At 64.3% G+C, this 20,452-nt stretch carries 13 protein-coding genes; 2 read left to right on the top strand and 11 right to left on the bottom strand.

The window, feature by feature from the left end; all coding sequences use genetic code 11:
• Nucleotides 1–5 precede the first annotated feature (5 nt).
• Nucleotides 6–1,625 (bottom strand): FMN-binding glutamate synthase family protein, encoded by a 1,620-nt coding sequence (locus CAG44_RS13005; protein WP_085665438.1) that lies wholly within the window; start codon nt 1,623–1,625, stop codon nt 6–8.
• Nucleotides 1,626–1,870: 245 nt separating this feature from the next.
• Nucleotides 1,871–6,139 (bottom strand): DEAD/DEAH box helicase, encoded by a 4,269-nt coding sequence (locus CAG44_RS13000; protein ID WP_085692275.1) that lies wholly within the window; start codon nt 6,137–6,139, stop codon nt 1,871–1,873.
• Nucleotides 6,140–6,386: 247 nt separating this feature from the next.
• Between CAG44_RS13000 and CAG44_RS12990 the strand changes: the two genes are divergently transcribed.
• Entirely contained in the window at nt 6,387–6,800 is a 414-nt protein-coding gene (locus CAG44_RS12990) for an NUDIX domain-containing protein (RefSeq protein ID WP_003258026.1), read from the top strand.
• On the opposite strand, the gene metR is transcribed toward CAG44_RS12990, so the two are convergent.
• Nucleotides 6,784–7,701 (bottom strand): transcriptional regulator MetR, encoded by a 918-nt coding sequence (gene metR / locus CAG44_RS12985; protein ID WP_003258025.1) that lies wholly within the window; start codon nt 7,699–7,701, stop codon nt 6,784–6,786. The genes CAG44_RS12990 and metR overlap by 17 nt on opposite strands.
• Before the next feature lie 196 nt (nt 7,702–7,897).
• On the opposite strand from metR, the gene CAG44_RS12980 reads away from it, so the two are divergent.
• A complete protein-coding gene (locus tag CAG44_RS12980) occupies nt 7,898–8,893 on the top strand; it encodes an alpha/beta fold hydrolase (protein ID WP_085590245.1) in 996 nt (331 codons plus the stop codon).
• Between the two features lie 117 nt (nt 8,894–9,010).
• On the opposite strand, the gene CAG44_RS12975 is transcribed toward CAG44_RS12980, so the two are convergent.
• From CAG44_RS12975 to CAG44_RS12940, 8 genes are all read right to left on the bottom strand, one after another.
• Nucleotides 9,011–9,346 (bottom strand): GlpM family protein, encoded by a 336-nt coding sequence (locus CAG44_RS12975; RefSeq protein WP_013973973.1) that lies wholly within the window; start codon nt 9,344–9,346, stop codon nt 9,011–9,013.
• Between the two features lie 26 nt (nt 9,347–9,372).
• Complete coding sequence (locus CAG44_RS12970) at nt 9,373–10,701, bottom strand: sigma-54 dependent transcriptional regulator (RefSeq protein ID WP_046614764.1); 1,329 nt, start codon at nt 10,699–10,701, stop codon at nt 9,373–9,375.
• Entirely contained in the window at nt 10,698–12,602 is a 1,905-nt protein-coding gene (locus CAG44_RS12965) for an ATP-binding protein (RefSeq protein WP_025340401.1), read from the bottom strand. The genes CAG44_RS12970 and CAG44_RS12965 overlap by 4 nt, the downstream gene beginning before the upstream one ends.
• A gap of 73 nt (nt 12,603–12,675) precedes the next feature.
• Nucleotides 12,676–13,410, bottom strand: a complete 735-nt coding sequence (locus CAG44_RS12960; protein ID WP_003258023.1) for an amino acid ABC transporter ATP-binding protein — start codon at nt 13,408–13,410, stop codon at nt 12,676–12,678.
• On the bottom strand, nt 13,407–14,078 hold the full coding sequence (locus CAG44_RS12955; protein WP_075046155.1) for an amino acid ABC transporter permease: 672 nt from the start codon (nt 14,076–14,078) through the stop codon (nt 13,407–13,409). The genes CAG44_RS12960 and CAG44_RS12955 overlap by 4 nt, the downstream gene beginning before the upstream one ends.
• Nucleotides 14,079–14,825 (bottom strand): amino acid ABC transporter permease, encoded by a 747-nt coding sequence (locus CAG44_RS12950; protein ID WP_025340399.1) that lies wholly within the window; start codon nt 14,823–14,825, stop codon nt 14,079–14,081.
• Nucleotides 14,826–14,967: 142 nt separating this feature from the next.
• Nucleotides 14,968–15,885, bottom strand: a complete 918-nt coding sequence (locus CAG44_RS12945) for a glutamate/aspartate ABC transporter substrate-binding protein (protein ID WP_013973968.1) — start codon at nt 15,883–15,885, stop codon at nt 14,968–14,970.
• Nucleotides 15,886–16,203: 318 nt separating this feature from the next.
• Nucleotides 16,204–20,358: an NEL-type E3 ubiquitin ligase domain-containing protein gene (locus tag CAG44_RS12940; protein WP_085692274.1), complete on the bottom strand. Its 4,155-nt coding sequence runs from the start codon at nt 20,356–20,358 to the stop codon at nt 16,204–16,206.
• Nucleotides 20,359–20,452: the final 94 nt, after the last annotated feature.

The raw sequence follows: 20,452 nt of genomic DNA, 5'->3' as shown, positions 1-20,452 counted from the left end.
TTCTATCAGGCTGCCACTTCGCTGTTCGGTTCGAAGCTGTCCGCCCGCGCCAGCTGCCACATGCGCGAATAGAACTGCCCGTTCACCTCGCCAGTCAGCAGCTCCCCCGGCTTCAGGAACACATGCATCTGCGAGAACAGCTTGATCTCGGTGGCCGAGATGCGCCGTACCAGGTGCTTGGCCTCCAGCTGCGCCGGGTGCTCCAAGCCCGCTGCCGCAAGCATTTCGGCCAGGGCACGCAAGGTATTATGATGGAAGTTCAACACCCGTTGGGCTTTGTCCGGCACCACCAGCGCCCGTTGGCGCAGTGGGTCTTGCGTGGCCACACCGGTCGGGCACTTGTTGGTGTGGCAGCTCTGCGACTGGATGCAGCCGATGGCGAACATGAAGCCGCGCGCCGAGTTGGCCCAGTCGGCGCCAATGGCCAGCACGCTGGCAATGTCGAACGCGCTGACGATCTTGCCGCTGGCGCCCAGCTTGATCTTGTCGCGCAGGTTCAGGCCGACCAGGGTGTTGTGCACGAACAGCAGCCCTTCGCGCAGCGGTACGCCAATGTGGTCGGTGAACTCCACCGGCGCTGCGCCTGTGCCGCCTTCCTTGCCGTCGACGACGATGAAGTCGGGCAGGATGCCGGTTTCCAGCATGGCCTTGGCGATGCCCATGAACTCCCACGGGTGGCCCAGGCAGAACTTGAAACCTACCGGTTTGCCGCCAGACAGTTCACGCAGTTGGGCAATGAACTGCATCATCTCGATGGGGGTGGAGAAGGCGCTGTGGCGCGATGGCGATATGCAGTCTTCGCCCATCAGCACGCCGCGGGTTTCGGCAATTTCCCGGGTCACCTTGTGCTTGGGCAGGATGCCGCCATGGCCGGGCTTGGCGCCCTGGCTCATCTTGATCTCGATCATCCGCACCTGCGGGCTGCGCGCTTGGGTGGCGAAGCGTTCGGGGTCGAAGCGCCCGTCCGGCGTGCGGCAGCCGAAATAGCCGCTGCCCAGTTCCCAGACCAGGTCGCCACCGTGCTCGCGGTGATAGGGGCTGATGCTGCCTTCGCCGGTGTCATGGTGGAAATTGCCCAGCTTGGCGCCTTGGTTGAGGGCGCGGATGGCGTTGGCGCTGAGCGAGCCAAAGCTCATCGCCGATATGTTGAAGATCGACGCCGAGTATGGCTGGCTGCACTGCGGCCCGCCGACGATGACCCGGAAGCTGGCCGGGTCGGCCAATGGCGCCGGGCGCATGGAGTGGCCGATGAATTCGAAGCCGGACTCGTACACGTCGATCAGGGTGCCGAAGGGCTTGTCCGAGGCTTCGTTCTTCGCCCGTGCATACACCAGCGAGCGCTGGGCGCGGGAGAACGGCAGGGCGTCGCTGTCTGCCTCCAGCAGGTACTGGCGGATTTCCGGGCGAATGGCCTCGACCAGATAGCGGATGTTGCCCAGGATCGGGTAGTTGCGGCGTACTGCGTGGCGTTGCTGCAACAGGTCGAACAGGCCGATCAGGCTGAGGATGGCGGTGCTCAGGGTGAACGGCCACAACCATTCGTGGTGGGTGAAGGGCAGGCTCGCCAGGGTGAACAGCACACAGGCGGCGAAGAAGGCATAGCGACTGAGAAGTGACAGGCTCATACAGGGTCCTTGCGATGGCGCGGTCAGGCTCAGGGCCTGGGGCAAACCCCGACCATAGCCAAGTTGCACGGCTGTGCAAATTAAAATCGGGGTAGCGAAAATCATTCTCGCCAAGCCTTGTGCTGGCTGTACTGGCCCTATCGCCGGCAAGCCGGCTCCCACAGGGATAGAGCATGGCTCAAGGTCGATGCGGTCGAGGTGGGAGCTGGCTTGCCGGCGATAGGGCCAGTACCGCAAAAAAGCATTCAGATAGTGTCGCGCAGCAGCTTCTGCCGCCAGCTTTCCTGCTCTTGTGTCGGCGCTTCGACCAGGTACGAATAGTGCCCGGCCACCCGCACCGCCACCGGCACCCCGTCGCGATACAACAGGCGGTTGCCACTCACCGCCGGCACTTTTACCCCCGGCAGCAGCGACCCGATCAGGTTCAGCGGGTCACTGGCACTCACCACCACCAGTGCCCCGTCCAATTCACGCTTGCGCACCTGCCGCAGCAGCCCCACCGCCTCCGGCAGGGCGAACTGTTCGCCGGCCAGCCCGGCAATGAAACGCCCGCCACGAATCTCGCCACGCGCTTCCAGCCTGTGATAGCAGCGCAGCAGTTCGCGCCAGGGCGGCAGCACATCGCTTTCGCGCTCCAGCAGGCGCCAGCACACCACGCCATAGCGCCGAAGCAGGGCCCGGGCGATGTGCTCCAGGCGCTGGCTGTCGTCTACAGCGCCCCTGCGCAGCAAGGCCCAGCGCCCGGCATGGGACATGCTGCTGGACAGCGGCGGGTGGCCGCGTCGGCTGTTGCGTGATGTGCGTTTCGCCGCCGGGGTGATCAGGCTGCGCAGGCCGGTGAAGCTGTCGGCCCCTACCAGGCCTGCGCCTACCAGCTCTTGCAAGGCCGTTTCCAGTTCGCTGGGCAGCAGGTGGGCATCGTGTGTCAGCTCGTCGAAGAACAGCGCGCCATGTGCGTTCAGCACCTCGTGGACGCGTTGCGCCCGTGCGCCGAGGCTATCCAAGGTTGGCACGGGAGCAAGGCTGCGCCACAACCCAAGATGCTCGCGCGGCAACAGCACCAGCGGTGTGCTCGACAAGGTGTTGCTCGACACGGTCGCCGCCAGCCGGCTCCAGGCGAACTGCCCGCTACGGCAGGCATCGTCGAGCCAGTGCGGGCTGTAGTCCTTGATACGTGCCGGCAGCAGTTCGGCCTCCCAGGCTCCGGCTGCACTCGGGAACCCTTGCAACTGGCCAAGTACCTCGGCCACGGCTTGCGGGCCGCGCAGGCGCGTGTCGTCAGCCAGGTGCTGCCAGTCGAACAGAAAGCGCATGAAGTCCTGCAGGCTGACCGGCTCGATCTCCCGACGCAGGCGTTTGACCGTGTAGCGGTGAATGCGCGCCAGCAAATGGCGCTCGCACCACTGCAATTCGCTTGCGCCGGGGCTGAAATGCCCACGCAGCACATAGCCTTCGGCCTCCAGGCGGGCCAGGGCCTGTTCGATGGCCGGCAGCGGTTTGCCAAGTGCTGCCGCAATCTGCGCACGGGTCAGCGGGCCATGGCCGCTAAGGCGGGCTCGCAGCAGTTCGACCAGCGCAATGTCTGGCTCGATGGCCTGATCGAAGCCTGGCAGTGCCTGCAACGCAGGTTCCACCCGGGAGCCGGGATACAGCACTTGCAGCAGGCTCAACCGCTCACGCGCCAACCACAGCTTTTCATCCACCAGGCGCAAGGCCCGGCCGGCCTTGGCCAACTGCCTGAGCAGCAGCTCCCAGCTGGCATTGCCCTGTACTTCGTCCTGGCTGATGGCCCCCAGGCCCATCAACGCTTCATGCATTTCGTCGGCATTGCCCGGTTGTGGCCAGGCCTCGGCTGCGACGGCGGCAATGGCATCGGCGTCCAGCGCGCCCAGGTCGTCGCCGCTCTGCACTTCGCTCCAGCGCCGGTTGAGCACCGCCTGAGTGCGCCGTTCTTCCAGTGGCGCGTCATCCAGGAAGGCATAGGGTCGTGCATTGAGGATGGCCGCCGCCAGCGGCGAAGGGGCGGGCAGATCTTGGCACAGCAGGCGCACCGTGCCGCTTTCCATACGCCGCAAAAGCGCCAGCCAGCCTTCGCTGTCCATCGCCTCGTGCAGGCAGTCGTCGAGGGTTTGCTCGACCAGCGGATGATCGGGAATCTGCCGCTCGCCGACGATGTTCTCCAGGCAGGCGATCTGATCGGGGAATACGGCGGCAATCAGGTCTTCACTCTTCATCCGCTGGATCTGTGGTGCCACCTTGCGACCGCCGACAAAGCGCGGCAGGGCCATGGTCACGCTGGCGTTCCAGCGCCAGCGCACGCCAAACAGCGGCGCATCGAGCAGCGCCTGGACAAGGATCGGCTCGGCGCTGCGGCTGTTCAGGTAACGCCACACGTCGTCCAGTTCGAAACTGTGGCTGGAGGACAGCGACAGCACGATGGCGTCCTCGCTGGCCGCCGCCTGCAACTCGAAGTTGAAGGTGCGGCAGAAGCGCTTGCGCAGGGCCAGGCCCCAGGCGCGGTTGATGCGGCTGCCGTAGGGCGAATGGATGATCAGCTGAGTACCGCCGGACTCATCGAAGAAGCGCTCCATCACCAGCGTGTCCTGCGAGGGCAGGGCGCCGAGCACTTCGCGGGTGCGGGCCAGGTAGTCGAGCAGCTGCCCAGCGGCGGCTTCGTCCAGTTCGAAGGTGGCCTGCAACCATGCCAGCACCTCGGCCTGGTTGTTGTCAGCCAGCTGTTGGTCGATCTGCGCCTGCAGCCGGGCCACCGCGGCAGACAGCTCGTCGCTGCGCCCTGGCGCCTCGCCCAGCCAGAATGGAATGGTCGGTGGCAGGCCATGGGCATCCTCCACCCGCACCCGGCCCGGTTCGACGCGCAGGATGCGATAGGAAGCATTGCCCAGCTGGAAGATATCGCCGGCGATGCTTTCCACCGCAAAGTCTTCGTTGACGCTGCCGATGTTCAGCGCCTGGGGTTCGAGCAGCACGGCGTAGTCGGCGTTGTCGGGGATGGTGCCGCCGCTGGTCAGGGCGGTCAGCTGGCTGCCGCGGCGGCCACGCAGGGTGCCGCTCACCGCATCGCGGTGCAGGTAGGCACTGCGCACGCCCTGGCGGCCGTTGTAGCCCTCGGCGAGCATGCGCAGCAGGGCCTGGTAATGTTGCTGGTCGAGGTCGGCGTAGGGTGTGGCCTGGCGCAGGCAGTCGAACAGGGCCTGTTCGTGCCAGGGCTGGTTGCTGGCTTCGGCGACGATCTGCTGGGCCAGCACGTCCAGCGGCGCCCGGGGAATGTGCAGTTCATCCAGCTCGCCCCGGCGTATGCAGTCGAGCAGGGCCACGCATTCGATCAGGTCATCGCGCGAGGTCGGGAACAAGCGCCCCTTGGGCACGCCATCGACCTGGTGTCCGGCACGGCCGACCCGCTGCAGCAAGGCCGCGATCGAGCCTGGCGAAGCGATCTGGCAGACCAGGTCGATGTCGCCGATATCGATGCCCAGCTCCAGCGATGCAGTGGCCACCAGCACCTGCAGTTGGCCGTTCTTCAGACGTTGTTCGGCATCCAGGCGTAGCTCCTTGGCCAGGCTGCCGTGGTGCGCGGCAACCGCCTCCTTGCCCAGGCGGTCGCTGAGGTGGCGGGTGATGCGCTCGGCCAGGCGTCGGGTGTTGACGAACACCAGGGTGGTGCGGTGTTCGCGCGCCAGGGTGGCCAGGCGGTCATAGATCAGGCCCCAGACATCGGTGGCCATCACTACACCCAGTGGCACTGGCGGCACCTCGATGGCCAGGTCGCGCTGCCGAGCATGGCCGACATCGACGATTGCGCAGGGGCGGCCGTTGCCGACCAGAAATTGCGCCACCCGCTCGACCGGGCGTTGCGTGGCCGACAGGCCGATGCGCCGCAACGGCCGGTTGCACAGGGCCTGCAGGCGCTCCAGGGTCAGTGCCAGGTGGGCGCCCCGCTTATTGCCTGCCAGGGCATGGATTTCGTCGACGATCACCGTGTGCACGCTGGCCAGGCCTTTACGGCCAGAAGCCGAGCCCATCAGCACGTAGAGCGATTCGGGGGTGGTCACCAGGATGTGCGGCGCCAGCTTGCGCATGGCGGCACGCTCCTTCTGCGGGGTGTCGCCGCTGCGCACGGCGGTGGTGATGCGCGGGGCGTTCAGGCCCTGGTCCGCGATGGCCTGGCTGATGCCTTCGAGCGGGGCTTGCAGGTTCAGGCGGATATCGTTGGACAGCGCCTTGAGTGGCGAAACGTAGACCACCTGGGTTTGCGCTGGTAGCTCGCCCTGGTGCTCCAGGCCTTGGCGGAACAGTTCGTCGAGCACGGCCAGGAACGCGCTGAGGGTCTTGCCCGAACCGGTCGGCGCGGCCAGCAGCATCGACTGGCCCGCATGGATCAACGGCCAGGCCTGGGCCTGGGCATCGGTCACCGTGGCGAAGTGGCGACGGAACCAGGTGCGCACGGCGGGGTGGAACAGCTCGAGCACCGGGTGGTGTTTGGCGGGCAGGTTCATGTTGTTGGTTATGGAGGGTGTGGGGCGGGTTGGCAAGGGGCCGTTCGTCTGGCCGGTCGGCTCTATCCTGTGCCGGCCCTTTCGCGGGCATGCCCGCTCCCACAGGTACTGCGTTGCTCTCAAGAGCTGTGGAGGACTTGTGGGAGCGGGCGCGCCCGCGAAAGGGCCGGCACAGGAAACACTGGCCTTGTCAGGCCAGGAACCCCATGGGATCCTCCCCGGCCATTGTTTCAGGTGAGCCCAGCCCATGCCCAACACCATCCGCATCGCCGCCGCCCTGCTGATCGACCCCCAAGGCCGCACCCTGCTGGTACGCAAACGCGGCACCCAGGCCTTCATGCAGCCCGGTGGCAAGATCGATGCTGGCGAAACCCCGGTGCAGGCGCTGGTGCGTGAGCTGCATGAGGAGCTGGGCCTGCACATCGACCCGGCCCAGGCCGTGCACCTGGGCCAGTTCAGCGCCCCGGCCGCCAACGAGCCGGGCTTCGAGGTACAGGCCGAACTGTTCCGTGTCGACAGCGCCGCAGCCGTGCTGCCGGCCGCGGAGATCGAGGAGGTGGTGTGGCTGGCCGCTGACCAGGCACCCGCCATGCAGCTGGCACCCCTGACCCGCGACCTGATCCTGCCGCTATACCGCCAGGCCGTCAGCGCACCGCGCTGACACCATCGAGGGTGGCGAACGAGGTGTCCTTCGCCGTCAGCAGGAAGTCGCGCATGTATGGCGCATCGAGCATGTCGGTGCGCACGGCGGCATAAAGCGTGGCGAACAGGCCTTTTTCACCCAGGCGCTTGCCCTTCACATACCCGCGCGAACTGTACTCGTGCAGCGCCCAGTGCGGCATGCCGCACACGCCACGGCCGCTGGCCACCAGTTGCATCATCATCACCGTCAGCTCCGAGGTGCGCACCGCGGCGGGCTCGATGTCGGCCGGCTCCAGGAAGCGGGTGAAGATGTCCAGGCGGTCGCGCTCCACCGGGTAGGTGATCAGGGTCTGGTCAAGCAGGTCCTGCGGCACGATGTAGGGCTTGCTGGCCAACGGATGCTGGTTGGCCACCGCCAGCATCGCCTCGTAGGTGAACAGCGGCACGTAGGTGATGCCCGCCAGGTCCAGCGGGTCGGAGGTCACCACCAGGTCAAGGTCACCGCGGGCCAGGGCCGGCAGTGGGGCGAAGGCAAAGCCGGAGGCCAGGTCCAGCTCCACCTCCGGCCAGGCGTCACGGAACTGGTCGATGGTCGGCATCAGCCACTGGAAGCAGCTGTGGCATTCGATGGCCATGTGCAGGCGCCCGGCGGTGCCACCGGCCAGGCGCGCGATGTCACGTTCGGCGCCGCGCAGCAGCGGCAGGGTGGCATCGGCCAGTTGCAGCAGGCGCAACCCGGCGCTGGTGAAGCGGATCGGCTTGGTCTTGCGCACGAACAGCGGCAGGCCCAGGCGCTCTTCCAGCTCCTTGAACTGGTGCGACAGCGCCGACTGGGTCAGGTGCAGGCGCTCGGCGGCCTCCACCAGGCTGTCGGCCTCGCGCAGGGCATGAAGGGTTTTCAGGTGACGGATCTCCAGCACAGCTGACTCCGGTGTATGGACTTGAGGAAACAGGGAATGAGTTGAGTTTCCCTCATGTTGCCGCGCCTGTCGACTGGGCGTACCGCCGCACCGCCTGGCGGGAGTCATCAAACTGTCACTGAACTGTGGCAGCGCGCCCGAACAGAATTCATCAGACTCGCGCTCTACTGGGGATCTGCATTCTGGTGTTTCTTTCATGCGGGCTTTTTGGCTTTTTCTTTTCTTTGTATTCGGCGTACCTGCGAGTTTCGCTGAACAGCGTTGTGACGCCCACGTGCCGGTGCAGCGTGCCGAACTGGGTGCGGTCAGCCTGGTGTATCAGAGCGTCGGTGCGCCACGCGACCCGGCCTTGCTGCTGGTGATGGGCCTTGGCGGGCAGCTGATCCACTGGCCGGACGACGTGGTCGAAGCGTTGTGCCGCCAGGGCTTTCGGGTGATTCGCTATGACAACCGCGATGTCGGCCTGTCACGCTGGAGCCAGCTGCCACCGTCGGCCAACCTCGCGGTCGAACTGCTGCGCTACAAGCTGGGCTTGCCGGTGGCTGCGCCCTATACGCTGACCGACATGGCGGACGATGGCCTGCGCCTGATGGATGCGTTGGGCGTGCGCCAGTTTCATGTGCTGGGGGTGAGCATGGGCGGCATGATTGCCCAGCACCTGGCCGCCATGGCGCCCGAGCGCGTGCGCAGCCTGACGCTGGTCATGTCCAGTTCAGGGGCGGCGGGGTTGCCAGCGCCGGATCCGGCGCTGGTGCAGTTGCTGGCCCGGCGCAGCGCGCCGAACCGCGAAGTGGCCATCGAACAGCAGGCCGACCTGCTGGCGGCGCTGGGTAGCCCCGAGGTGCGTGACGACCGTGCGGCCTTGCTGCAGCAGGCGGCGGTGGCCTATGACCGGGCGTTCAACCCGGAGGGGGCCAAGCGCCAGATCATGGCGATACTGGCCGAGCCGAGCAGGGTCGAGTTGCTGAACCAGTTGCGGGTGCCGACCCTGGTAGTGCATGGCACGGCCGACCCGTTGCTGCCGGTGATGCATGGCGTGCATCTGGCGGCGCATATCCAGGGCAGCCAGCTGCGCTTGATACCGGGGTTGGCGCACCGCTTCCAGGAGCCGTTCAAGGCGCCGTTGCTGGGGGCGGTGTTGCCTTACCTGCAGGCACATCGGCAGGATGTCACGCATATCGCAGGGCTCTGAATCGGCGTTGGCCTCTTCGCGGACACGCCCGCTCCCACAGGGAATGCACCCGCTTTCAATCATGTGCAATACCTGTGGGAGCGGGCGTGCCCGCGAAGAAGTCTACGCCGATGCAACTCAGTGCATCCGCACCCACAAGGTCACCAACACGGTCGCGGCCATCAGCCAGGCCACCGTGGCCAATGCCAGCGATGCCTCCAGGCGCATGCGGTCGACCAGTACATACAAGGTCGCCAGATACACGAAGTACGGAATGATCGACCACATGCCGAACAGGATGGTGGTCTTCAGGTCGGCAATGCTGCGCCCTTTGCCGACGATGTAGTGGGCAATCAGGGCGAAGGTGGGGAACAGCGGCACCAGCCCGGCGATGTAGTAATTGCGCGTCTTCGACAGCACCGCCAGCAGCACCACCACGCCAGCGCCCAGGGCAGCTTTGAATACCAGGTCCACGTTGTCTTTCCAGGTTGGGGTTGAGGTCAGCCGAGGCCGTATTTCTTCACTTTGTCGAACAGCGTGGTCTTGGCCATGCCCAGCTCCTGGCTGGCCTGGCTCAGGTTGCCACCGGTGCGTTGCAGGGCATCGCCGAGCAGGTTGCGCTCGAACGCTTCCACCGCTTCGGCAAAGCCCAAACCTTGGCTGGCACCACCGCTGGGGCCTTTCTTGAACGCTGGCAGGCCGAGGGCATAGCGTTCGGCGACGTTGCGCAGTTCACGCACGTTGCCCGGCCAGTCGTGGGCCATCAGGCGCGACAAGGTCTGGCTGTCCAGCGCAGGCGTTTCGCGGTCGAAGCGCAGGGCCGACTGCTGCAGGAAGTGTTCGAACAGCTGCAGGATGTCTTCGCGGCGCTCGCGCAGCGGCGGCAGCTCCAGGGTCACCACGTTCAGCCGGTAATACAGGTCGCTGCGGAACTGGCCGCTCTGGCCCATGGCATCCAGGTCGGACTTGGTGGCCGCGATCACCCGGCAGTCCACTGGAATGCTCTGGTTCGAGCCCAGCCGCTCCAGGGTGCGCTCCTGCAGCACGCGCAACAGCTTGATCTGCAGGTTGATCGGCATGCTCTCCACTTCGTCGAGGAACAGCGTGCCGCCGTTGGCGTGTTCGATCTTGCCGATGCGGCGTTTGCCGGCACCGGTGAAGGCGTTGGCTTCGTGGCCGAAAATCTCGCTTTCGAACAGGTTTTCCGGCAGGCCGCCACAGTTCAGTGCCACGAACGGCTGGCCCTGGCGGCGGCTGAAGTCGTGCAGGCAGCGGGCGACCAGTTCCTTGCCGGTACCGGTTTCGCCTTCGATCAGCACGTTGGCCGAGGTATCGGCGACGTTGGCGATCAGTTCGCGCAGGTGCTCCATGGCCGGCGAGCGGCCAATGATGCGCCCCTCCAGGCTGCTTTGTTCGGCCAGCTGGCGGCGCAGGGCCACCACTTCGCGCGACAGCCCGCGCTGCTCAAGGGCGCGGCGCACCACGTCGACCAGGCGCTCCGGGGAGAAGGGTTTTTCCATGAAGTCGTAGGCGCCATTGCGCATGGCGCCGACCGCCATGTCGATATCGCCGTGGCCGGTGATCAGTACCACCGGCAGGCTGCGGTCGCGGGCCTTGAGGCGGTTGAGCAGCTCCAGGCCATCGATGCCCGGCAGGCGGATATCGCTGACGACGATGCCGGCGAAGTCGTCGCCGATGCGCTCCAGCGCCTGCTCGGCGCTGCCCACGCCTTCGCAGGCGATGTCTTCCAGGGCCAGCGCCTGTTGGCAGCCGAGCAGCACATGCGGGTCGTCTTCGACGATCAGGACGGTAAGAGGCGCTTGGTTCATGGGTGCTCTGCCGATTCGCTAGGGGGTGAGACCAGGGGCAGGGCCAGGACGAAGGCCGTGCCGCCGCTGGCGGGGTGCTCGACGTTGAGGCTGCCCTTGGCGGCGGCGGCAAGGCTCGCCGACAGGGTCAGGCCCAGGCCCAGGCCGTGTTCGCCCGGTTTGGTGGTGAAGAAAGGTTCGAACAGGTGCTTGCGCGCCTCGGCGTCGATGCCGTGGCCATTGTCGCGCACCTGCAAACGGTACTTGTCGCCCTGCAGCTCGCCTTCCAGCCACAGTTGCGGCAGCGGCTGGGCGGCCATGGCATCCAGGGCGTTGCCGATCAGGTTGACCAGGATCTGCTCCAGGCGGGTCTGGTCGATGGCCAGCTGCTGGTCCTCGAACTGATTGTGCAGCTGCAGGTGACAGGCGCTGATGCGGTTGGCCAGCACCTGCAGGGTAGCGTCCACCGCCTTGGCCAGCGAGGCCTGGCCGCTGTCGTCACTGCGTCGGGCGAACGAGCGTAGGCTGGCGGTGATGCGGCCCATGCGGTCGATCAGGTCGTTCATGGTGCGCAAGTTGGTGCTGGCGGTTTCCAGTGCCCCGCGCTCGAGGAAGCGCACGGTGTTGCCGGACAGCGTGCGCAGCGCGGCCAGTGGCTGGTTCAGTTCGTGGGCAATGCTGGTGGACATCTGCCCGATGGCGGCCAGCTTGCCGGCCTGTACCAGCTCATCCTGGGCGTGCCGCAAGGTCTGCTCGGCATGCCGGCGCTCGCGAATCTGGCCCTTGAGGCGTTCGTTGCTGGCACGCAGGTCGGCCGTGCGTTCGGTAATCCGTCGCTCCAGCTGGCTGTTGGCTTCCTGCAGGGCCTCGCGGGCTGCCAGGCGGGTGGCGATGACCTTGCGCCGTTCGTTCCAGGCGATGCCGAGGATCGCCAACAAGGCGAAGGCCACGCCCACCAGGATGCCCTGTACCATGGATTCGCGGCGCAGGTCCTGCAGCGGGGTCAGCAGGGTGAAATGCCAGGGCGTGTCGACCAGGCGCCGGGTCTGGGCCAGGTAGGCCATTTCGCGGGCCTTGCCCTGTGCGGTTTCGCTGTTGGCCGGGAAGGTCAGCTTTTCCACACCGTCGGCCAGGGTTTCACGGGCCAGGGGCTGCAGCTCGTTCAGCGGCCACCAGTAGTATTGCAGGCTACGGGCCAGGCGCTCCTTGATCTGCGGGGTCAGCGGGCGTACCGACTTCAGGCGCCGGGCCGGGTCGCTGGAGAGGATGATGATGCCGTTCTCGTCGCTGACGAACGCTTCCAGGCGGGCACGCTGCCAGCGCTCCTCGAGGGTGTCCAAGCGCACTTTGATCACCGCCACGCCAATGATCTTGCCGTGCTCCTCCAGGCCGTGGGCCAGGTAATAGCCGGCCTCGCCGGTGGTGCTGCCGATCCCGTAGAAACGCCCGGGTTCGCCGCGCACGGCGGTCTGGAAGTAGGCACGGAATGAAAGGTCTTCGCCGAGGAACGAGTCGGCATCGCGCCAGTTGCTGGTGGCCTGGACCCGGCCATTGGTGTCGAGGACGAAGATGGCCCGGCTGCGGCTGCGCCGGTTCAGGCCTTCGAGGTATTCGTTGACGATCTGCCGCGAGCCGCCATCAGGGTCGGTGAGCAGGTGCGAGACGCTGTCTTCCAGTTCCAGCAGGCTCGGCAGGTAGGTGTACTTGCTGATTTCGCTCTCGACCGTGCGCGCGTGCAGCTCCAGCTGGCGCTCGCCGTTTTCGCTGAGGGTGCGGATACCGTTGCTCTCGCTGATCAGGTAGCCAGCCATTCCCAGGCCGACCATCAGCAGGATGATCAGTGGCGGCAACAGCAATTGGCGGAGCAGGCGGGATTTCACGGCAGGCTTGGCAGGGAGAAGAAGCGAAGGATCGCATTTCATCACAGTGGCCTTGTCACGACCAGCGCCTGCTGCCCGAAAGGGCAGCGGCGCCGACCGCTTCATTGAAGCAAAATCAGTGTTGCAGGATCTTGCTGAGGAAGTGCTGGGTACGCTCGTGGCGGGCGCTCGGGTTGCCGAAGAAGTCTTCCTTCTGGCAATCCTCGATGATGTTGCCCTTGTCCATGAAGATCACGCGGTTGGCCACCTTGCGGGCGAAGCCCATTTCGTGGGTCACGCACATCATGGTCATGCCTTCGTGGGCCAGTTCGACCATCACGTCCAGTACTTCGTTGACCATTTCCGGGTCCAGCGCCGAGGTCGGTTCGTCGAACAGCATGACGATCGGGTCCATCGACAGGGCGCGGGCGATCGCCACGCGCTGCTGCTGGCCGCCGGACAGCTGGCCGGGGTGCTTCTTGGCGTGGGCACCGAGGCCGACACGGTCGAGCAGGGCCAGGCCCTTCTTGGTCGCCTCCGCTTCGCTGCGGCCAAGCACCTTGCGCTGGGCAATGGTCAGGTTCTCGGTGATGGACAGGTGCGGGAACAGCTCGAAGTGCTGGAACACCATGCCGACGCGCGAACGCAGCTTGGGCAGGTTGGTCTTGGGGTCGGCGATCGAGGTGCCGTCGACCACGATGTCACCTTTCTGGAACGGCTCCAGGGCGTTGACGCACTTGATCAGGGTGGACTTGCCCGAGCCCGACGGGCCGCATACCACCACCACTTCACCCTTCTTGACCTCGGTGCTGCAGTCGGTCAGTACCTGGAAGTCCCCGTACCACTTGTTGACGTTCTTGATGGAAATCATACGGTGATCCTTTTTTGCAGGCGCTTGACCAGCCACGAAGCGGAGAAGCTGATGAGGAAGTACACGACACCGGCGAAGATCAGGAACTCATGGGAGCGCCCGATGATGTCGCCGTTGGAGCGTGCCGAGTTGAGGAAGTCCACCAGGCCCACGGTGTATACCAGCGAGGTGTCCTGGAACAGGATGATGCTCTGCTGCAGCAGCAGCGGGGTCATCTTGCGGAAGGCCTGGGGCAGGATGATCAGGCGCATGGTCTGGCCGTAGGTCATGCCCAGCGCCTGGGCGGCGCCCATCTGGCCCTTGGAGATCGACTGCACGCCGGCGCGGACGATTTCGCAGAAGTACGCGGCCTCGAACATCATGAATGCCACCACGCAGGAGGTGAAGGCACCCACCGGGGTGTCCTCGCCGGTGATCCAGCGCAGCACGAACGGTACCGCCAGGTAGAACCAGGTAATTACCAGCAGCAGCGGGATCGAGCGGAAGTAGTTGACGTAGGCGCCGGCCACGTTCGACAGCAGCTTGCTCGACGACAGGCGCATCAGGGCCAGGATGGTCCCCAGCACAATGCCGCCGACCACGCCCATGACCATCAGCTGCAGGGTCATGACCATGCCTTCCCACAGGGCAGGCAGGGCCGGGATGATTTCGCTGAAATCCATGTCCATTTATTTGCCCCCTACGGAAATCAGGCCGGGCACCGAGACTTTCTTCTCGACCATGCGCATCAGCAGCATCAGGCCCATGTTCAGGGTGAAGTAGATCAGCGTGGCCAGGGTGAAGGCCTCGAACAGGTTGGCCGAGAATTCGGCGGTCTGCTTGGTTTGTGCCAGCAGTTCCATCAGGCCGATCAGCGACGCCACCGACGAGTTCTTGAACACGTTCAGGAATTCCGAGGTGAGCGGCGGAATGATGATCCGGTAGGCTTGCGGCAGCAGCACGTTGGTGTAGATCTGCGACAGGCTGAAGCCCATGGCGCGGGCGGCGGCTTCCTGGCCACGGGGCAGCGCCTGGATGCCGGTACGCACCTGTTCGCACACGCGGGCGGCGGTGAACAGGCCCAGGCAGATGACCACGCTGATCAGCGCCGAGGTGGTCGGGTTGAGGTCCTGCTTGAACCATTCCTGCAGGCCTTCTGGCAGCAGGTCCGGCACCAGGAAGTACCAGATGAACAGCTGCACCAGCAGCGGTACGTTGCGGAACAGCTCCACGTAGGCGGTGGCGATACCTGCTACCACACGGTTCGGCACGGTACGCATGACACCGAGGACCGAGCCCAGCAGCAAGGCGATGATCCAGGCGGAGATGGCGATGGCGATGGTCCAGCCCAGGCCGGTGACATACCAGTCCAGATAGGTTTCGCTGCCCACGCCGGTGGACTTGAAGAACACGCCCCAGTCCCAGTTGTAATTCATCGGGATTTCCCCTCAGACGATTGTTTCACGGGCACCTTCGAGCATCCGAGAGCGCTTGGCGCCCTCGGATGAAAGGTTAGACACTAATGAGTGGCCTGCAGTATTGATTGGTGCTGTTGAGCACCAGGCCACTATCTGAGAGTCAGGACTTCTTCTCGTCCGCAGCCTTGTCGGTCGGCTCGGCGATCAGTTTCTTAAGCTCGTCGCTCATCGGGAACTGCAGGTTCAGGCCCTTTGGCGGGATTGGCTGCTGGAACCACTTGTCGTAGCTCTTGTTGACTTCGCCCGACTTGAAGTAGCCGACGATGGCGTCATCGACCGCTTTCTTGAAGGCCGCGTCATCCTTGCGCACCATGCAGCCGTAGATTTCGTACGACTGCGGGGTACCGGTGATGACCCAGTCCGACGGCTTGCGAGCCTTGGCCATTTCGCCGGCGAGCAGGGCGTCGTCCATCATGAAGGCCACGGCGCGGCCGCTTTCGAGCATATTGAAGGCTTCACCGTGGTCCTTGGCGGAAATCACGTTCATCTTCATCTGCTTGTCGGCGTTCATCGCCTTGAGGATGCGCTCGGAGGTGGTACCGGCGGTGGTCACCACGTTCTTGCCGGCCAGGTCCGGGAAGTCCTTGTATGCCGGCTGACCGTCCTTGACCTTGGTCAGCAGGCGGGTACCGACTTCGAAGATGCCGACCGAGAAGCCGACCTGCTGCTGGCGCTCGACGTTGTTGGTGGTGGAGCCGCACTCGAGGTCCACGGTGCCGTTCTGCACCAGCGGGATGCGGGTCTGGGAGGTGACGAGGTTGTAGCGGACCTTGATGTCCGTGCCCAGCTGCTTCTTCAGGGCGTCGACGACAGCCATCTGGATGTCATGCGAGTAGCCCACGGGCTCGGGCTTGCCGGCCAGGTAGGAAAACGGGATGGAGGAGTCGCGGTGGCCCAGGGTGATGGTGCCCGAATCCTTGATCTTCTTCAGGGTGCCGGTCAGTTCTTCGGCCATGGCCGGCGAAGCGATCACAGCGGCCGCGATGGCGGCGCCCAGCAATTGACGAACGATGCGCATCAAATTTTCCTCGACGTGTTTGTTTTTTTTATGGAGCCGTTGGCGGACTCTTCGTTCAACGAATACAGAAATAAACGATTGCATTCGGCTACCAAGTGTAGAGCATGAGTCGTGCCAAGCCCTGTGTTCGATGATAACGCCGCGAATTTGCTGGGAATCAATCTTTTTTGACCATTGTATGACGGTGAGTTTCGTGCGCATTTCCGAACGAATTGTTTTCGGTCATTCGGAAATCCGAACGCATATCTCGTCACACGCTGCCGCTACCAACCCGGTCAGGCCACGGTCCAGGCAGCCTGACCGGGCAGCGTTCGAGGATCAGCGCTGAAGCGGGCGGTCCACGTCAGCCAACCTGGCACGTGCCCACGCCTCGGCCGTCAAACGGCGAATCAAGGTTGATTCTTCTGCCGCCAGTTCGTGCATCAGTGATCTGGCGCGTTCTTCGTAGTCGCCTTCCTGGCCCGCCGTGGCCTGCGCTTCGAGCGCTTCCATCCGATCGTGGTAAGGCCCGGCCATCGCCTCGAAACGCTCCGCATAGGCTTCACGCAGGTAGGTTTGCCAATAGGGGCGGGCGGCGAGCGCATCCAGCATGGGTAACGATTCGTAGGTGCCCAGCACTTCCAGTTGCGCATCGTTCAGGTCTGCGGACGTCACATGCGCGTACGAAGCGAAATGCATTTCATCGGGCGGTACTGGCAGGTCGAGGGCGTCTGCAAGGCGCAAGCGATAGAACAGGCGGACTTCGATTTCATCCGTCCTGCGCCCTGCCTGGCGCAAGCGCTGGACATGGCGATTGGCAATGGCATCCAGCAGGTCGAGGCGATGCAACTGCTCCCCCAGGTGCAGCAAGCTTGTTTCTCTCATTGCAGCAGGTACGCCTTCGACGCCCTGATAAGCCATGACGCCGACTTCCATCTGGTTGAGCATCAGCAGCAGGCGGTCATCGCAGCTGCGTGGTCCATCGGCCTCGCGAAACAACTGTTCACGCAGCGCTTCGTTGTTTTCGCAGGCTTCCAGGATATGCCAGGCGCGCCGACGATAATGGCGAGGATTGTCCTGGAAGTCCTCGCTTTGGGCGAAGTCGGCCAGGAACCGGAACATGCCTGCCGAACCAGGCTCCTCTATCAGGCGGTCCCAGGCTGCCTCGCGTTGAGCGCGGAGCAGCTCGTTCCTGGACGCTATCCAATTGGCGCGGGTGTCCTCGTCGATCACCCCATGTGTGTAGCTGGCGCTGCCCCTGCCACCGGCATCGGTGACGCCGCGCGCTTCGTCGAGGTACTCGATACTGCTTTCGCTCAAGGGGTTGTCGTGCAGGTTGAGACGCTGCAGACGCAGGCGCAGCCCGCGCATTTCCCGCTGTAGCTCGCTGATCCTGTTGTCGCGCAGATCGACATGGGCGCGCATCGTTATCAACTGGTGAATCTGGCTGATGTCTGCCTGGCCCGTGGCGCGCAGCTGCAGGTCACGCACATGCGGCAACGCCGACAGGTCAGGCAAACCATTGAGCGGGTTGTAGCTCAGTATCAGCGTATCGAGGCGCTGCAGTTGGGCCAGGCGGTTGCTTGCCGTCTGGTCCAGGGTGATCCGGTTGTTGCCAAGGTTCACGCGTCGGAGCTGGGTAAGGCTTTCGATACCCTCGGGCACCTGGGTCAGCCGGTTGCCGCTGAGGTCCAGATCGACGATGTTGGGAAAACGCCTTAGGAATTGGGCATCGATGTGTTCCAGATGCATGTCGCGCAATGTCAGCCGGCGCACATGCCCGTATTCGATGCCTGCTGGCAACGCTGGCAGTGTCGGTACGGACTCACCGTCTATGAACAACTCGTACTGGTCGTTGCCATCCACCAGCTTGCGCCGCCAGCTGCGGCGGAGGGCATCGACGATACGGCGGCGGCGGATGGCGTCGACCGGCGACTGCCAGTCGGCCTGCCAGGCCCGTAGCGTCTCGCGTAGTTCGCCAAGCTGGCGTTGCAGCATCTGATAATGGCTCCACAGGTTTTCGCCTCGCTGACGCACGGCGTTCAGGTAGGCGTCCAGTTGCAGTTCGCTCAGTGTCGGGAAGATCTGATGGATGCCTTGGCGAATGGCCTGCCTGCTGCTTTCGCCGCCACCGCTGAGTGGGTATCCAAGTCTTCCATCGGCAAAGCGCCTGGGCGGCCGCAGATTGGCACCGATCCGGGGTAGCCCAAGGATTTCCGCCGTGCGTTGCCGATCCTGCACCGCGGCCACAAGGAGTTGCTGACGGAGCTGCCTGGCCTGCAAATTGCGGTTTCCAAGCTTGGTTTTCTGCTGCTCGTCAAAGGTGCGCAGTACCGTTTCGAGCAAGGTACCGCTGGCCAGGTGATTCGCGTCATTGGCCAGCCTGTAGCCGTCTGGTTGTCGCACGATGATCGACACCTGGCTGTTCTGCGTATCTGGGCTTGCATACAACAGGCGACCTTTCCGGTGACCCTCACGCAGTTCCACACGCAATGCGGCCGGCCAGGGTGCTTGGCGCTCGATCAGCCCCATCGCCAGTTTTTCGCTGTCGGCTGTACCCAGCGCCGCCAGGCGCATGCCAAGGCAAGCCCGGTCGATACGGCTGTCCCGCTCATACCAGCGGGCACGTTCCGCCATGCCCAACGGCACACGCCCGGTTGCCTGAAGTTTTTCCAGCTGTGAGGAGCTGCTGTGCTCGATGACTTCCTGGGCCCCCCTCGGTGAGAGGTACCTGAAGGCATTCATCAGTGTTTTCTGCTCATCGGAAACGGCCTGGCGACGGGCGAGCAATTGCTCTTCGAAGGCCAAGCCGCGTAGCCCCGGGTGGTCGGTATGCAATGCGATACGTTCGTGGATGTCGAGCAGCCGCGCTGGCGGTGAGGCGTGTTCCTGGCACAGTTGGCGTAATTGCTCCGTGGAAAAACCGGTGACATCCAGCAGCATGCTGGCGCTCGACTCCTGAAGTTCACCCAGGTGGTTGCCTTGCAACCCCTGCAGCAGTACCGACGCGTTTTCCTCGGATGGGAAGTAGTGAGGAGAGCGAGCCAGTTTGATTTTGCCTTCAGGTAGCGGCCTTGGGGCCAACCCGTCGACAAAAGGTACACGCCGTATTGCCTTTATCGCGCCTGCGCTGGCGCCGGCTAAAACCAGGCCCTGGGCCACGGTGAACAGGTGATCCAGAGCCCCTTGGCGATCACCCAGTTGCCAGTCCTGATAGCCTTCGTAGACCTCGTCCAACATTTGCGCAGCGCTCAGCACCAGCATCAGGTCGCCTACGACGGGTACGACGAATGCAACCAGCCCCAGCAGGTCCAGCCCTGCGCCGAGCATGGCCTGCAAGCGCTTGTGCCTGCTTAGACGGTCTTCCTGATCGGTCGCTACGGCCAGGTAGGCGGCATCGTCGAAGATCCTGGTGATCAGCAACGCCTGCACGTGGGCGAACACATCACCGCTCACGGCAAGGTTGCGCCCGTCTAGTTCCGGGGTGTGCTCCTTTGGCGATGCAGCCAGGGCCCGCGAGAGCGCCTGGTCGAACTCGCTCCTGTCCTGCGCCTTGACGAAACGCCGCAGAAAGGTCTGGAACGACCGGTGTTCGAGGCGCCTGGCAAGGTCGTCGTAGAGCTCGCGCCACGAGTCGTAGAAACGCAGGCTTCGGTCAGGGTCATCAGGGATCCAGACGATAATCTCATCGAGGGCGGAATCTGGCAGCGGTCGCCATTCGAGCGCGATGATGCCGACCATGCACTTGCCCAGCAGATACAGTTGGCGCGGGATCAGGCTGCCTTTGCCATGCACCGGCTGGGCAGGGGTCGCAAGCACGGGAAGCAACCGCAGCAGATCCTGCTCATCCAGTTGGCCCTTGAGCCTGCCTTCATGAAGCGCGGCTCGCATGCGCGAACGAATACCGAGCTGAAACTGCTGTTCCACCTTGATTCGCGCCTGATCCGCTGGTTGGCCTCGGCCTGCTCTGGGTTTGAGGATGCGGTTCAGAAGGGCTTGGTATCGTCCGCCGATGTCCAGCGTGCGGCACAGGCTGGCAAAGCGCTCGAACGTCATCGCCAGGCGCCTGCCCTTTTCGTCTACCAGATACGCCTTGCGCTGCCACCAAGGCTGGGTTTCGTGTGCTTCGAAGTTGTGTAGCGCGGCGGCTAGCAGGCTCTGTCGTGTGGTGTAGGTGATGGTGGGTTGGTAGAGTTTTTCTGCAGCAGAGGGCAACTGAAACGCTTCGCTGATGACCACGTATGCAGACCGAGGGTCGATCTCGCCAAGCCCTTCTGCAAGCAAGGCGCCTTCGAGCAGAGGGACGGCGAACTGTTCAATATCCGGTATCGAGGCAAGCAGATGCTTGAGGCTGTCGGCTGCCTGCTGCTGTTCGCTCAAGGCCTCGCGAAAGGCTTCACGGTGCTGTGTGTCCGCGCGGGTCAACCAGTCAGGAAGCTGCTGCGCGATCAGATGGTCGATGGAGTCGGACGGGATACTTTCGATGGGCGGCACGTGGTGATCTCCAGGGCTGAAAAAGCCACCAGAGCATCACGCTGGGAACCTGGCTTGGCGGTAGATAGTGCTGCGCTGAGCTGCCTGTGGTGCC

It is taken from the genome of Pseudomonas sp. B13(2017), from assembly GCF_002113245.1.
Classification (GTDB): Bacteria; Pseudomonadota; Gammaproteobacteria; order Pseudomonadales; family Pseudomonadaceae; genus Aquipseudomonas; species Aquipseudomonas putida_Z.
Note: the sequence above shows the minus strand (reverse complement) of the source record. Positions and strands in the feature narration are given on the sequence as shown.